The 13,932-nt window shown below is 64.7% G+C and carries 12 protein-coding genes; 5 read left to right on the top strand and 7 right to left on the bottom strand.

What is annotated here, in order from left to right; genetic code table 11:
* Nucleotides 1-16 precede the first annotated feature (16 nt).
* From MJ205_RS08485 to MJ205_RS08470, 4 genes are all read right to left on the bottom strand, one after another.
* On the bottom strand, nt 17-556 hold the full coding sequence (locus MJ205_RS08485) for a GNAT family N-acetyltransferase (protein ID WP_239812695.1): 540 nt from the start codon (nt 554-556) through the stop codon (nt 17-19).
* A gap of 5 nt (nt 557-561) precedes the next feature.
* The gene (gene pdxH / locus MJ205_RS08480; protein WP_239812047.1) at nt 562-1,233 is read right to left on the bottom strand and encodes a pyridoxamine 5'-phosphate oxidase; all 672 of its coding nucleotides are present in this window, start codon (nt 1,231-1,233) and stop codon (nt 562-564) included.
* 87 nt (nt 1,234-1,320) lie between these two features.
* Nucleotides 1,321-1,857, bottom strand: coding sequence for a superoxide dismutase family protein (locus MJ205_RS08475; protein WP_239812046.1), 537 nt, complete (start codon nt 1,855-1,857; stop codon nt 1,321-1,323).
* Nucleotides 1,858-1,964: 107 nt separating this feature from the next.
* Nucleotides 1,965-2,903: a LysR family transcriptional regulator gene (locus MJ205_RS08470; RefSeq protein ID WP_239812045.1), complete on the bottom strand. Its 939-nt coding sequence runs from the start codon at nt 2,901-2,903 to the stop codon at nt 1,965-1,967.
* 86 nt (nt 2,904-2,989) lie between these two features.
* Between MJ205_RS08470 and MJ205_RS08465 the strand changes: the two genes are divergently transcribed.
* Nucleotides 2,990-3,997, top strand: coding sequence for a bile acid:sodium symporter family protein (locus MJ205_RS08465; RefSeq protein ID WP_239812044.1), 1,008 nt, complete (start codon nt 2,990-2,992; stop codon nt 3,995-3,997).
* Nucleotides 3,998-4,048: 51 nt separating this feature from the next.
* On the opposite strand, the gene MJ205_RS08460 is transcribed toward MJ205_RS08465, so the two are convergent.
* Nucleotides 4,049-4,531 carry a hypothetical protein gene (locus MJ205_RS08460; protein ID WP_239812043.1) on the bottom strand — a complete coding sequence of 161 codons (483 nt, stop codon included), beginning with the start codon at nt 4,529-4,531 and terminating at the stop codon, nt 4,049-4,051.
* 158 nt (nt 4,532-4,689) lie between these two features.
* Nucleotides 4,690-5,844, bottom strand: a complete 1,155-nt coding sequence (locus MJ205_RS08455) for a DUF72 domain-containing protein (RefSeq protein ID WP_239812042.1) — start codon at nt 5,842-5,844, stop codon at nt 4,690-4,692.
* A gap of 216 nt (nt 5,845-6,060) precedes the next feature.
* Here MJ205_RS08455 and MJ205_RS08450 point away from each other — a divergent pair, with 216 nt between their 5' ends.
* Both MJ205_RS08450 and MJ205_RS08445 read left to right on the top strand, forming a co-directional pair.
* Complete coding sequence (locus MJ205_RS08450; RefSeq protein ID WP_239812041.1) at nt 6,061-8,451, top strand: Tex family protein; 2,391 nt, start codon at nt 6,061-6,063, stop codon at nt 8,449-8,451.
* Nucleotides 8,452-8,613: 162 nt separating this feature from the next.
* Nucleotides 8,614-10,578: an AI-2E family transporter gene (locus tag MJ205_RS08445; RefSeq protein ID WP_239812040.1), complete on the top strand. Its 1,965-nt coding sequence runs from the start codon at nt 8,614-8,616 to the stop codon at nt 10,576-10,578.
* A gap of 78 nt (nt 10,579-10,656) precedes the next feature.
* Here MJ205_RS08445 and MJ205_RS08440 read toward each other — a convergent pair whose 3' ends face one another.
* Nucleotides 10,657-11,556 carry a LysR family transcriptional regulator gene (locus tag MJ205_RS08440; RefSeq protein ID WP_239812039.1) on the bottom strand — a complete coding sequence of 300 codons (900 nt, stop codon included), beginning with the start codon at nt 11,554-11,556 and terminating at the stop codon, nt 10,657-10,659.
* A gap of 75 nt (nt 11,557-11,631) precedes the next feature.
* Here MJ205_RS08440 and MJ205_RS08435 point away from each other — a divergent pair, with 75 nt between their 5' ends.
* Nucleotides 11,632-12,813 (top strand): MFS transporter, encoded by a 1,182-nt coding sequence (locus tag MJ205_RS08435; RefSeq protein ID WP_239812038.1) that lies wholly within the window; start codon nt 11,632-11,634, stop codon nt 12,811-12,813.
* A gap of 284 nt (nt 12,814-13,097) precedes the next feature.
* Nucleotides 13,098-13,901 (top strand): 2,5-didehydrogluconate reductase DkgB, encoded by an 804-nt coding sequence (gene dkgB / locus MJ205_RS08430; RefSeq protein ID WP_239812037.1) that lies wholly within the window; start codon nt 13,098-13,100, stop codon nt 13,899-13,901.
* Nucleotides 13,902-13,932 lie beyond the last annotated feature (31 nt).

The raw sequence follows: 13,932 nt of genomic DNA, 5'->3' as shown, positions 1-13,932 counted from the left end.
AGTTGCTGAAGCGGGCTTAGGCTGCTGGCGGAGATGGGGGCTGAAGCCGGTGCTGCATCAGCAGCTCATCGTGCAGCTCGCCGTCGACCAGCAGAGCCGCCGGCTCGGTGCCATAGGCCCGGAAGCCGGCTTGCTCATACAGGCGTATCGCGCTGGCATTGGCGGCGTTGACGCTCAGGTGGATCTGCACCGCCCCGGGAACCTGGCGGGCAAAGGCGACAGCCTGTGCCAACAGGGCCTGCGCGATGCCCTGGCCGCGACAGGCTGGCTCCACATACACGCCCCACAAGGCCATACGGTGGCGGGTCTTGAGGCCATCCTGGCGGCGAATGCCCAGCATGCCCACCAGCTGGCTGCGGGCAAAGGCGCCAAGCACACCCTGGTCAGCGCTGGGCGCCAGGCGCGCCTCGATGACCGCCAAAGAGCGGTCTTTTTCTTCTTCGTAGCTGGAGCCAAAGGCGCTCGGCGATGCGCGCAGGCCGGCCAGGCGCAGGCGCTGGAAAGCGGCGGCATCGGCCGGTGTCAGCCAACGGATCTCCCACGCAGCGGCGGCCATCGGGTTCAAGGCGCTAGGCGTTCGCGGATCCATCCGGTGCCGTCCGGCCCCGTTTGGCGGTAGCGCAGGCGGTCATGCAGCCGGCTCTTGCGGCCTTGCCAGAACTCCCAGGTATCGGGCACCAGGCGAAAGCCACCCCAGTGCGGTGGGCGCGGCGGCTTGAGCAGGAACTGCGCGCCATATTTGGCGGCATTGGTCACCAGCACGGCACGGCTGTCGATGACCTGGCTTTGCGGACTGGCCCAGGCGCCAATGCGCGAGTCGAGCGGGCGGCTGTTGAAGTAGGCGTCGCTTTCCTCGTCCGAGACTTTTTCCACACGGCCCTCGATGCGCACCACACGCTCCAGCTCCACCCAGTGGAACATCAGCGCGGCAAAGGGATTGCCTGCAATCTCGCGGCCCTTGCGGCTGTCGTAATTGGTGTACCAGACGATGCCGCGTGCGTCGTAGCCCTTGATCAGCACGATGCGGGTGCTGGGCCGGGCATCGGGGCCGACGGTAGCGACCGTCATCGCATTGGGTTCTGGCAGCTGCGACGCAACGGCTTCGTTCATCCAGCGGTCGAACTGGTCAATCGGCGCAGCGCAGGACGCCGATTCGTTCAGCTCGGCGCGTTCATAGCTTTTGCGCAAATCGGCAATGGAGTGGGAGAGTTCGCTCATGGCCCGATTGTGCATCGCTTTGGCGCAGTGCAGTGACAAAAAAGCCTGTGGGCCACCGGGCGCCACAGGCTGGGTTTGAGCAGGCTCTTGGTGCAGGACAGCTTACTGGATCACACCGCAGCCCAGACGTGCACCGGAATTGCCGGTGGGCTGGGTGGTGTAGTCGTCCTTGTCCTTGTGGACCACCACAGCGCGGCCCTTGATGTCGCTGGGCTTGCCGGTGCCGATCGACAGGTCCTTGGTTTCCCAGACCAGGAACGCGGTGCCTGCGGCATCGGCCATCAGGCTGGGCAGATCACCGACATGGGATTCGGGGCCGGCCTTGCCATGCTGGTGGCCGTTCGGGTTGTAGTGGCCGCCGGCGCTCATCGCATCGGGCGACGAGCAGTTGCCGTTCTCATGCACATGGAAGCCGTGTTCGCTGCCGGGCTGCAGACCCTTGACCTGCGCCATCACGCGCACCGTGTCGCGGTTGACTTCGTAGACGCGGAAATAGCCGCTGATGTTGTTGCCTTCGGTCGGGTTGATGGTCGCCTCGGCAATCGGTGTGGCGCGGTCGGTGTGGGCGCAGGCGCTCAGCAGCGCGGCCACGGTGGCCGCAGCAGCGAACTTGGCGATGGATGGAATGCGTTGGATCATGGGAACTCTCCTGGTGCCTTGGATTAAGGGTTGGTCACAGCCACCGTTTTTAGCACGCACGCAGCGCTTCTTTTGTAGTCTGATTGCCAGCAATCGCGGCGGCGCGTTTACGGTGTGGGGGCTGTTGTGAGGCGCCGGGCCACCAGATCCCAGACCGCTTGCGCCGCAGCGGGCAGGCTGCGCTGGCGGCGCCGCACCAGCATGATTGCGCGTTGCACCTGGGGCAGCAGATCGCACACCTGAAGGCTGCTCAACCCGTGGGCCGGGATTGCCAGGCCCGGCATGATGCTGATGCCAATGCCGGCCTCGACCATGCGGAAGGCAGTGGTGACATGGCCTACCTCCTGCACGACAGGGCAATGCTCAGGCCCGCAACCGCTGGCCAGCAAGGCAGCGTCCATCAGCCGGCGGCTGCCCGATGCATGGTCGAGCAGCACCAAGGGCTCGCCGCGCAGCTGGTCCCAGCGCAGGCTGGTGGCCTTATGCGCCTTCTGCGCCTTCTGCGCCTTCGGCATCAGCGGGTGCGCGGGCGGCAACACGGCCACAAAGGGGTCCAGCTGCAGGCTGATGTAGTCGAGATCGCCCAGCTCCGGCGGCTCCACCACGACCCCAAAATGCACATCGCCGCTGCGCACCTGGGCCAGCACCTCTTGCTGCAGGCGGTCCACCAGCTGCAGCTGGATCTGCGGCAGCTCGCGGTTGCAGGCGGCGATGCAGGCGGGCATCAGCGCCGCAGACAGCGTGGGGCTGCTGGCAATGCGCACCTGGCCACGTGCGGCATGGCCCACATCGGCGACCTCGGCCAGGGTATCGGCCAGCTCCTGCAGCAGGGGCGCGGCCTTCTGGGCCAGCAGCTGGCCGGCATCGGTCAGCAGCACCTCGCGCGTGGTGCGGTCCAGCAGCCGCACATGGAGCTGGCCTTCGAGCTCCACCATCGCGCGGCTGACGGCCGATTGGGTCAGGCCCAGCGTCTGGCCGGTCTGGCTGAAGCTGCGGCACTGGGCGACGCAGAGAAACACCTGGAGCTGGCGGAGGCTGACGTGCATGGTGGGAGACGAAACGGAGATATATGACTTTAAATCATTAATCAATCTTATAAATTAATTTTACTTTCGCCTGCAAACGGCGTCCAATGGCGCACATGAAATTCCGTCCCGACAACTTCACGCTGATGCTGGTGGCCACGGTGCTGCTGGCCAGTTTTTTGCCCGCTACCGGCCAGGTGGCGAGCAGCTTTGAGACCTTGACGACAGCGGCCGTGGCGCTGCTGTTCTTTCTGCACGGCGCCAAGCTCTCGCGCCAGGCGATTCTGGCGGGCATCATGCACTGGCGGCTGCACCTGTTCATTGTCGGCAGCACCTTTGTCGTGTTTCCGTTTCTGGGCTGGGCGCTCAAACCGTTGCTCACGCCGCTGGTCTCGCCCGAGCTGTATGTGGGGGTGATGTTCCTGTGCGTGTTGCCGTCCACGGTGCAGTCGTCGATCGCTTTCGTGTCGATGGCGCGTGGCAATATCCCGGCTGCCATCTGCAGTGCATCGGCATCGACCCTGCTGGGCGTCTTTATCACCCCGCTGCTGGTCAGTGTGTTCGTGACCGCCCATGGCACGAGCGGTTCTTTCGTCGATGCGGTGGTCAAGATCCTGCTGCAACTGATGCTGCCCTTCGCGCTGGGCCATTTGCTGCAGCGCTGGGTGGGCCCGTTCATCAAGAAGCACGGCAAGCTCACCAAGGTGGTGGACCAGGGCTCCATCCTGCTGGTGGTGTACACGGCGTTCAGTGCCGCCGTGGTGCAGGGCATCTGGCGCCAGGTATCGCTGACCACCTTGGTCGGCCTGCTGGTGATCAGCGCCATCATCCTGGCCTTGGCACTGTTCCTGACCACCTTCCTCTCGCGCCGCCTGGGCTTCAGCAAGGAAGATGAGATCACCGCCGTGTTCTGCGGCAGCAAGAAGAGCCTGGTCAGTGGCGTGCCCATGGCCAAGGTGCTGTTTGCCAGCAGCACGGTGGGCATGATGGTGCTGCCGCTGATGCTGTTCCACCAGATGCAGCTGATGGTCTGCGGCATGCTGGCCGCCAAGTACGCCAGGCGGGCAGAACTCGACGGCGACCAGGCCCTGGGTGCTGCGGCTGCGGGCAAGTAAGCCTCAGCGTGTCGTCAACACCGGGCCGGCGGCATCCAGCCCCGGCCAGCCTTACTTCAGCGCCGGGCTGAAGCTGATGCTGTATTTCTCCAGCGCGGGTCCGACCTCCAGCTGCATCGTACGGCGCTTGACCGCAGGCTTGCCACCGGTCACCTGGGCCGTGATCACAATGCCTTTGCCATGGGCGCGGCAGCGCAGGTCCTGCAAGCCCAGGTCTGCGTTGTCGTCGTTGATTTCGGCAAATCCCTGGGTATGGGCAGCCACTCCGCGCCAGTGGGGCGTGTCTTCGGGTTGGTTCATCCACTGCACGAACAGATAGCTTTGGCCGTTTTGCTCGCCCTGTACCACGCGGTAGGGCTGTACGGCCTTGTTGCTGCCCTGGTTGCGGTTGCCGCACAGCTGCACGCTGGTGATGCTGTCGCTCACGGTGAAGCGGTTGGCACGGGTCTCCGCCGCCTGGGCGCTGAAGGAAGAGGCCAGGCCGGCGCTCAAGGCCGCCAGGCAGGCAAATTGGCACAAAGTGCGGTATCGCATGGATTCAATCGCTCAAAGGGTAGTGGGTGCGGCGGCGGGCCCGAATGGCGCCGCGCTGCGCGCCCAGGCCAAACATCATAGGCCTGCGCCCATGCACTGCTGGGCAGATGCCTGGGCCACAGCGGCAAATTTGCGCAAAACATCGCAAGCGATTGCAATCAGACCGGGCTTGGGTTGTCAGATTTTTTCAGTTCGGCAATCGCCTCGGCCAGTCGCACAATGCTGAGCGGGCCGCAGCCCTCGGCCTCGTTGCTGACGGTGACATAGGCGGGCTGACCCTTGCCGCAGACGCCGGCCAAGGTGCTGGCCAGCAGCGCCAAGGTGGCGGGGTCGGGCTGCTGGATGCGGTCAAACGGGGCCAGTTGCTTTTCAGCATCGGCGTAGCCATAAGGGCCAAAGACAGGGTTCACATTCCAGCGGCAGACCAGCGGGCCGGGCCACAGCGCCCGCAGCAGCGGCAGTTGCTCGGGCATGCGTGGCATCTTGGCATGCAGGCCCAGGCAGTAGGTGGCACCGGCCTGGCGCAGAATCTGGGCCAGCTGCGGGGCGATCTCGGGGCGCAGCCAATCGGCATCACGAACCTCAAAGGCCACAATGGGCCGGCGCTCTGCGGGCAGGCCCGCCAGCTCGGCCTGCACGGCCAGCGCCAGTTGCTCAAGTTCCGCCAGGGTGCGCTGCAGGTTCAGCAACCGGCCCAGCGGCAGCGGGCTGAGCTGGAACAGCAGCACGCCGAGCTTGTCCAGCAGGCCTTCACAGGCCGGGCGCACATAGCTGCTGAGCGCCAGTTCCACATTCAAGAACGCGGGGTTGGGCTCTTTGCCGCGGCCTTCTTCACCGCGCACCTGCGCATCGCAGACCAGCGCCGGCCCCTTGACGATAAAACGGAAATCCGCCGGAACCTGGGCGGCGTAGACGGCGTATTCGGATGCTGCCAGTGGCCGGTAAAAGCTGCGGTCAATGCTGACGGTACGCAGCAGCGGGTGCTCGGCATAAGCGTTCAGGCCGCGTTGCGCAAGAATGCGCTCGCTGTAGGCCTTGTCCCAGACCAGGCCCTGCCAACCGGGGTAGGACCAGGATGAGCCGCCCATGCGCAGCAGCGCCGGCATGGCGGGGGCCAGGTCCTCCCCCAGCAAGGGGTACGCGGCGCCTACCGCCTGCGCACGGCTGCGCGCCTTGGCGGCAGGAGCGGGTGGCGGAGGGGACGCTTCGGTGTCTTGCGCGCCGGCAGGCGGCGCAGCGGGGGCGGGCGCAGCGGCCGCCGGCGCGGGCTCGGCGCCAAACAAATCCAAGTTCGAATCGGGCTCTGGGGACATCGCGGCCCAGTATGCCATCGACTGCGCCGCCCGATTCGCATTGTTTGACGATTGACCAAGTAGGACCCGAGCTCACCTGCTACGTAGCAGGCGCGTTCCGGACTGCTATAAAAATTACATTTTTCAAATCCGGCACCTGTTCAAATCCCCAGTGGCCGCCAGCAGCTATGGCACACTCGCTGTTTTGCCAGAGAAGCATTGGAGCGAGCGTAGAGCATGCAAAAGATCATTGCGCAGATTGCGGCTGAGCTGAAGGTGGCCGAGTCGCAGGTTACGTCGGCGGTGGAACTGCTGGACAGCGGGGCGACAGTGCCTTTCATTGCCCGCTACCGCAAGGAAGCCACCGGTGGTCTCGATGACACCCAGCTGCGGGATTTGGCCGAGCGCCTGACCTATCTGCGGGAGCTGCAGGAGCGCCGCGAGACGGTGCTCAAGGCCATCGACGAGCAGGGCAAGCTGACCGATGCGCTGCGCCTGGCCATTGCCCGCGCGCCCACCAAGCAGGAGCTGGAAGACATTTACCTGCCTTTCAAGCAAAAGCGCCGCACCAAGGGCCAGATCGCCAAGGAATTTGGCATTGAGCCGCTGGCCGACAAGCTGTTTGCGGACCCGAGCCTGGACCCGCTGCAGGAGGCCCAGGCCTTTTGCAAGCCGGCCACGGTGCTTGACGATGGCAAACCCGGTCCGGATTTCTCGACCCCGATGGCGGTGCTCGATGGTGTGCGCGACATCCTGTCCGAGCGCTGGGCCGAAGACCCGGTGCTGGTGCAAAAACTGCGCGAGTGGCTCTGGGCCGAAGGCCTGCTGCGCTCCAAGAAAGTGGAGTCCAAGAACGAGAACGACCCCGAGGTCGCCAAGTTCCGCGATTACTTTGACTATGACGAGCCGATTGGCCGCGTGCCATCACACCGCGCGCTGGCGGTGTTCCGGGGCCGGGCCCTGGAGGTGCTGGAAGCCAAGCTGGTGCAGCCCGAGCTGCAGCCTGGCGTGGCGCCCGAGCCTGGCCAGCCCAGCTTGGCCGAGGGCAAGATTGCGCTGCACCTGGGCTGGAGCCATGCCAAGCGGGCCAGCGATGACCTGATCCGCAAATGCGTGGCCTGGACCTGGCGGGTCAAGCTGAGCCTGTCGACCGAGCGCGACCTGTTCTCGCGCCTGCGCGAAGATGCCGAAAAGGTGGCGATCAAGGTGTTTGGCGACAATCTGCGCGACCTGTTGCTGGCTGCGCCTGCCGGTCAGCGTGCCGTGCTGGGTCTGGACCCGGGCATCCGTACCGGCGTCAAGGTCGCCGTGGTGGACCACACCGGCAAGCTGGTGGATACCACCACGGTCTACCCGCATGAGCCGCGCCGCGACTGGGATGGCTCACTGGCCGTGCTGGCCCGCCTGGTGGAAAAGCACCAGATCAACCTGATTGCGATCGGCAACGGCACCGCCAGCCGTGAGACCGATAAGCTGGCCGCCGACCTGATCCGCATTGCTGAGAAGGCGGGCAAGAAGATCGACAAGGTGGTGGTGAGCGAAGCGGGCGCCTCGGTCTATTCCGCCAGCGAATTCGCGGCGCTCGAGATGCCCGATGTCGATGTCAGCCTGCGCGGCGCAGCGTCGATTGCCCGCCGCCTGCAAGACCCGCTCGCCGAGCTGGTCAAGATCGACCCCAAGAGCATTGGCGTGGGCCAGTACCAGCACGATGTGAACCAGAGCGAGCTGGCCCGCCAGCTCGACGCGGTGGTCGAAGACTGCGTGAACTCGGTGGGTGTGGACCTCAACACGGCCTCGGCGCCGCTGCTCAGCCGCGTCTCCGGCCTCTCGGGCACGGTGGCCAAGTCGGTCGTGCGCTGGCGGGATGCCAATGGCTCGTTCAAGAACCGCAAACAGCTGATGGATGTGGCCGGCCTGGGTGCCAAGACCTTTGAGCAGGCCGCCGGTTTCTTGCGCATCCGTGGTGGCGACAACCCGCTGGACATGACCGGCGTGCACCCGGAAACCTACCCGGTCGTCGAGCAGATCATTGCGACCACCGGCAAGCCGGTGGACCAGCTGATGGGCCGTGGCGATGTGCTCAAGGGCCTCAAAGCCGAGCGCTTTGTCAGCGAGAAGTTTGGCGCCCTGACGATCTCGGACATTCTGGGTGAGCTGGAAAAGCCCGGCCGCGATCCGCGCCCCGACTTTGTCGTGGCCCGCTTCAACGAAGGCGTGGAAGATATCAAGGACCTGCGCGAGGGCATGACTCTGGAAGGCACCGTCAGCAACGTCGCCCAGTTTGGCGCCTTTGTGGACCTGGGTGTACACCAGGACGGCCTGGTCCACGTCAGCCAGATGAGCTACAAGTTCATCGAAGATGCCCGCGAAGCCGTCAAGACCGGCCAGATCGTCAAGGTCAAGGTGCTGGAGGTGGATGTGGAGCGCAAGCGCATCAGCCTGACGATGAAGCTGGACGCCGCGCCTGCGCGCCGCGATGGCCCGCGCGACAACCGCTTTGAATCGGCGGGCCGAGGCCAGGGCGGTGGCGGCCGGGGTGGCTACACGCAGCCGGCCCGCGCCAACCAACCTGCGCAGCAAAACGCAATGGCCTCGGCCTTTGCCAAGTTGCAAGGCCTCAAAAAATAAGTGCTGGGCCATTGCCTGCGCTGACCGCAAGTGCCAAACGGCCTTGCGGTTTTTTGTTGAGTGCTGCATCCCGCCAAGAATCGGCCAAAGATGACATCCGCCAGCCCGGAAATTGGATGTAATAACGGCTTGCGCCTCCCCACCTTCTGATCTCCCCACACCATGCCCCCCGACCACGCCGCGCCCGACGATGAGCCTGTAGCCCAGCCCGTTCCCGGACCTCAGCGGCCCTTGCGTCGCGCGCTGGCCGAGACGGGGCCAGGTGGCAGGCGTGGCGCGGGGCGCCGGCGCAAGGGCGCATCCACACAAGAGACCCTGGCCCCGCTGTTGGCGATCGTGCCGGGCCTGCGGTTGATGGTGGGCATGGTCATTGCGGCGGTGGTGATTCTGGGCCTGTATGTAGGCCGGGATGTGCTGCTGCCGGTGGCCTTGGCTGCGTTGCTGGGCTTTTTGCTCGATCCGGCCGTCAGCCGGCTCAAACGCTGGGGCCTGCCCCGGGTGGTGTCGGTGGCGCTGGTGATGGTGCTGGCTCTGGGCGCTTTGGGTGCAGGCGCGCTCTATGTGGGCAACCAGGTGACCAGCCTCAGCGCCGAGCTGCCGACCTACCAGAACACCATTCGCCAGAAGTTGCGCCACGTCAAACCGTATTTCAATGGCCCGGGGGTCTGGGACGGCGCGGTCAAGGTGCTCAACACGGTGGAAACCGAGATAGGGCAGGGCGATGCCCGCCGCCGCGTGCAGAAGGTGGAGGTGCAGGAGCCGGAGGTCAAGCCCATCCAAAAGGCGCTGGAGCTGCTGAGCAAGGTGGCTGAGCCTCTGGCCACTACCGGCATTGTGTTCCTGTTTGTCGTGCTGATACTGCTGGACCGCAGTGGCCTGCAGGACCGGCTGCTGCGGCTGATGGGGCCGAATACGCATATGGCTTCCGACGCGCTCGATGACGCTGCGACGCGCATCGGCCAGTACCTGCGCATGCAGCTGTTCGTCAACCTCAGCTACGGGGTTCCGATGGCGCTCGGGCTGTGGTGGATCGGGGTGCCCGGCGCCATTCTCTGGGGCATTCTGGCGGCGGTGCTGCGCTTCGTGCCCTATATCGGGCCGATGGCATCGGCCGTTTTTCCGCTCACGCTGGCGTTTGCAGTGGACCCCGGCTGGAGCCTGCTGCTGTGGACCCTGGCACTGATTCTGGTTCTGGAGTTGATCAGCAACAACGTGATCGAGCCCTGGCTCTATGGCGCCAGCACCGGTTTGTCGACCTTGTCCATCATTCTGGCGGCGACCTTCTGGACGGCGCTTTGGGGGCCGGTGGGGCTGATCCTGTCGACCCCGTTGACGGTGTGTCTGCTGGTGCTGGGCCGCTACATCCCGGGGATGGGTTTTCTCGAGATATTGCTGGGCAGTCAGGCGGTGTTTGATCCTCCGGAAAAATTGCTGCAGCGCCTGTGGCGCGGCGATGTCGACCAGGCCATTGACGTTGCATCCGAAAACATCGATGAAGCGCTGCCACCCAAGCCCAGCCAGCAGGACCAGGCATTGGCCGTCACCCATTTCTACGACGAGGTGGCCGTGCCGGCCCTCCAGATTGCGGCCCAGCAGTACCGCAGCGCTGCCAGCCCACCGCAACGCCAGCGCCTGTCGGAGGCGGTGGCCATGCTGCTCAGTGGCCTGCAGCGCCATTACCCGCCTGATGCATTGCCCGAGGCGGTCGAGGGTCAGCCGCCCCCGGCCTCGGTTGTCTGTGTCGGCATGCAATGGGACATTGACCGGCATGCCGCCACGATGGCAGCCCATGCGCTGCGGCTGCACGGGGTAGACAGCAGCACCCGCGCGGTGTCCATCGACACCGTGCTCCGTCAGGGTGATCTGTCGCTGTATGACGGTGTGCGCCACCTCTGCATCTGCAGCTTCCATCCGAACCCACTGGGCAGGCTGGCCCAGATGTGCGATAGCCTGCGCCAACGCTGTCCGCAAATGCAGATCACCGTGATGCTGCTGGGTGCGCAGGGCAGGGGGGGCGTGCGCAGCGACACCTTGAACAGCATGCGCGCGCACGATGCGGTCCAGCAGATCAGCGACCTGACGCGCCTGGTCTTGGGCGAAGGCGCCTCCCGGTTGGATGCCACCTGACGGAAGATCTGCAGACGCCTCTGGCGGGGCAGCGAACGCTCCGGGTGGCACCGGTGGCCGGTGGGTGCTTGGGCCTGTTCAGTCAAAGGGCTTGGCGCCCAATTTGGTGACCACGTGGTCGACAAAGCAGGTGATACGTGAGGCCAGCGCCGTGTTGCGGTAGTAGACCGCATGGATGGACTGGCGTACATCAAGCAGTTGGTCTTCGAACAACGGCACCAGCTGACCGCTGTCGCGGTCTGCCCGCGTCATGAAATCCGACAGGCAGACCATGCCCAGACCGGCCAAGGCCATATGGCGCAGCGTTTCGCCGCTCGAAGAGGCAACCGCCGGCTGTATGCGCAGCAGTTCGCCGCCGGTGTCACGCAGTGGCCATTCATTGAGCGAATCGGGCTGGGTGAATCCCAGCAACACATGCTGCGCCAACTGCTGGATATCGGTCGGGGTGCCGTGGCGTGCAAGGTAGGCGGGGCTGGCCAATACCCGGATGCGGCTGATCCCCACAGGACGCGCATGCATGCTTGAATCCTTGAGCGCGCCAATGCGAAAGGCGACATCGCTGCGCTTTTCGATCAGGTCCACAATGCCTTCGTGCGAGTGCAGCTCCAGCTCCACCTCGGGGTAGCGGGCGCGAAAGCTGTCCACCAGCGGCACCAGCACGTGCAGCATGAAGGGTGTGGCGGCATCCACCCGCAGCCGCCCGGCAGGCCGCACGCGCCGTGCGGCCATCAGCTCTTCGGCCTCGTCCACCGACACCAGGATCGCGCGTGCCCGCTGCAAGAAGGCGCTGCCTTCCTCGGTCAACTCCAGCCGGCGGGTGGTGCGGCGCAGCAGCGTGGTTTGCAGCTTTTCCTCCAGCCGGCCCAGGGTGCGGCTGGTGGCGGAGACGGTCTGGTCCAGCAGCTCGGAGGCGGCGGTGATCGAGCCGGTATCGACCACGGCCACAAAGGCCTGCAATTCGTCGAGCGTGGTCTTCATTGTTGCCCTGGCGTCAAAAGATTTTGGTGGCGATGGTACTTAATCTGCAAATATTAGCAGGGCACACTAGCAGCTATGAAGTCTTCCGCTGTATTGTTCGCATTGGCCATTGGCGCTTTCGCCATTGGCACCACCGAGTTTGCCCCGATGGGGCTGTTGCCTGTGATCGCCCAGGGGGTCGACGTCAGCATTCCCACCGCCGGCATGTTGGTATCGGCCTATGCCGTCGGTGTAATGCTGGGGGCACCTGTGATGACCTTGCTGTTCAGCCGCTTTGGGCGGCGTGCAGCGCTGGTCACCTTGATGCTGATTTTCACCGCCGGCAATCTGCTATCTGCATTGGCCCCTGGCTACACGACCTTGCTGCTGTCGCGGTTGGTGACCAGCCTCAACCATGGGGCCTTCTTTGGCATTGGCGCCGTCGTCGCGGCCAGTGTGGTCCCCAAGGACAAGCAGGCCAGTGCCATTGCTGCGATGTTCATGGGGTTGACGGTGGCCAATATCGGCGGCGTGCCCGCTGCCACCTGGATCGGCCAGCAAGTCGGCTGGCGGCTGGCCTTTGCCGGCACGGCTGCGCTGGGCCTGATCACCATTGCTGCGCTGTGGATGGTACTGCCCAAGGGCGAGGCCGGCACACGCCCGGACGTGCGCCGTGAACTCAAGGTGCTGACCCGCCCCGAGGTGCTGCTGGCCATGGGTACGACGGTGCTCGGTGCCGGCTCCATGTTCACGCTCTACACCTATGTGGCGCCGGTACTGACCGAGATCACCCATGCCAGCCCCGGCTTCATCGCCTTTGCGCTGGTGCTGATCGGCGTGGGCTTCACCATCGGCAACAGCCTCGGTGGCCGCCTGGCCGATTGGTCGCTCGATGGCGCTACACGCATCATCCTGCTGGCCCTGGCCCTCATCATGGTGGTGCTGCCTTGGGCGCTTGGTACGCATCTGGGCGCCGGCATGGGTCTGGTCGTGTGGGGTGCTGCCGCCTTTGGCATGGTGCCCCCGGTGCAGATGCGGGTGATGCAGGCCGCCGCAGAGGCGCCCGGCCTGGCCTCGTCCGTCAATGTGGGCGCTTTCAATCTGGGCAATGCCGTAGGCGCCGCCTTAGGGGGCGCCGTCATCAGCCAGGGGCTGGGCTATGGCGCAGTGGCTTGGGCAGGCGCGGCGCTGGCTGCCGGCGGGCTCGGTCTGGTGCTGATCCAGGGCCGCATGCGCCGTGGGCAGGCTGGCCACGCAGCAGCAGCGGGTAACCTCTAATCCCCGGCGCTGGCCCCAGGCTCCCCGTGCAGACCACAAGCTGCACGGGGAGCTTTTGCTTTTTTAAAGTGGGTTCTGCCTGGCCCGGCACTGCCCAAGAAACGCAAGAGCAGGGCGGTGGGTATAGTTGATATTTCATCAAAAGAATATTGTTGATACAGGGCTTTATCTGCAAGGATGAATAGCGCAAACTGTCCACCAATGCGATGAGGACCTGGTTGGGGCTGCCAACCACTGCAGGGCCACCGCACATTTCTGTCCGTATTTTTCTCAAGGAGTTTTTCATGTCTATTCCTCGCTTTGGTGTTGGTACTTTCCGTCTGCAAGGGCAGGTCGTGGTCGACTCGGTGCGCAATGCACTGGAGCTGGGCTACCGCGCGGTCGACACCGCGCAAATCTATGGCAATGAAGCCGAGGTGGGCCAGGCCATCGCCGAGAGCGGCGTGGAGCGCGAAGCGCTGTTTGTCACCACCAAGATCTGGACCGACAACTACAGCCAGGCCAAGCTGGTTCCCAGCCTCAAGGACAGCCTCAAAAAGCTGCGCAGCGACTATGTGGACCTGACCCTGATCCACTGGCCCGCACCCGGCAATGGCGTCGAACTGCAAGAGTTCATGACCGCGCTGGCGGACGCCAAGGCCCAGGGCCTCACGCGCCAGATCGGTATTTCCAACTTCAACATCGATCTGACCCGCCAGGCCATCGCAGCCGTTGGAGCAGGGGAGATCGCCACCAACCAGATCGAACTCAGCCCCTACCTGCAAAGCCGCAAGCTGACGGCCTTTCTCCAGGAGCAGGGCATTGCCGTGACCTCGTACATGACCCTGGCCTACGGCAAGGTGCTGAAGGACCCGGTGTTGGCAGAGATCGCCAGCAAGCACCAGGCCACCGTCGCCCAGGTCGCCCTGGCATGGGCGCTGCAATTGGGTTACGCCGTCATCCCGTCTTCCACCAAGCGCGAGAACCTGGCCAGCAATCTGCTGGCCCAGCAACTGGTGCTTGATGCCGATGACATGGCCCGCATTGCCCAGCTGGAGCGCAACGGCCGTGAGGTGAATCCCGAGGGACTGGCGCCTATCTGGGATTGAGGCGGTAAAAGCATTTGCCTGCATGGGCGCT

The organism is Comamonas sp. B21-038 (assembly GCF_022387135.1).
Lineage (GTDB): Bacteria > Pseudomonadota > Gammaproteobacteria > Burkholderiales > Burkholderiaceae_C > Comamonas > Comamonas sediminis.
This window is presented reverse-complemented; position numbering and strand designations above follow the sequence as displayed.

What these genes read in the sequence shown, in the direction of transcription:
- MJ205_RS08485 (WP_239812695.1), bottom strand. Translation starts at nt 556, where the DNA reads ATGGCCGCCGCTGCGTGGGAGATCCGTTGGCTGACACCGGCCGATGCC.
- pdxH (WP_239812047.1), bottom strand. Translation starts at nt 1,233, where the DNA reads ATGCACAATCGGGCCATGAGCGAACTCTCCCACTCCATTGCCGATTTG.
- MJ205_RS08475 (WP_239812046.1), bottom strand. Translation starts at nt 1,857, where the DNA reads ATGATCCAACGCATTCCATCCATCGCCAAGTTCGCTGCTGCGGCCACC.
- MJ205_RS08470 (WP_239812045.1), bottom strand. Translation starts at nt 2,903, where the DNA reads ATGCACGTCAGCCTCCGCCAGCTCCAGGTGTTTCTCTGCGTCGCCCAG.
- MJ205_RS08465 (WP_239812044.1), top strand. Translation starts at nt 2,990, where the DNA reads ATGGCGCACATGAAATTCCGTCCCGACAACTTCACGCTGATGCTGGTG.
- MJ205_RS08460 (WP_239812043.1), bottom strand. Translation starts at nt 4,531, where the DNA reads ATGCGATACCGCACTTTGTGCCAATTTGCCTGCCTGGCGGCCTTGAGC.
- MJ205_RS08455 (WP_239812042.1), bottom strand. Translation starts at nt 5,844, where the DNA reads ATGTCCCCAGAGCCCGATTCGAACTTGGATTTGTTTGGCGCCGAGCCC.
- MJ205_RS08450 (WP_239812041.1), top strand. Translation starts at nt 6,061, where the DNA reads ATGCAAAAGATCATTGCGCAGATTGCGGCTGAGCTGAAGGTGGCCGAG.
- MJ205_RS08445 (WP_239812040.1), top strand. Translation starts at nt 8,614, where the DNA reads ATGCCCCCCGACCACGCCGCGCCCGACGATGAGCCTGTAGCCCAGCCC.
- MJ205_RS08440 (WP_239812039.1), bottom strand. Translation starts at nt 11,556, where the DNA reads ATGAAGACCACGCTCGACGAATTGCAGGCCTTTGTGGCCGTGGTCGAT.
- MJ205_RS08435 (WP_239812038.1), top strand. Translation starts at nt 11,632, where the DNA reads ATGAAGTCTTCCGCTGTATTGTTCGCATTGGCCATTGGCGCTTTCGCC.
- dkgB (WP_239812037.1), top strand. Translation starts at nt 13,098, where the DNA reads ATGTCTATTCCTCGCTTTGGTGTTGGTACTTTCCGTCTGCAAGGGCAG.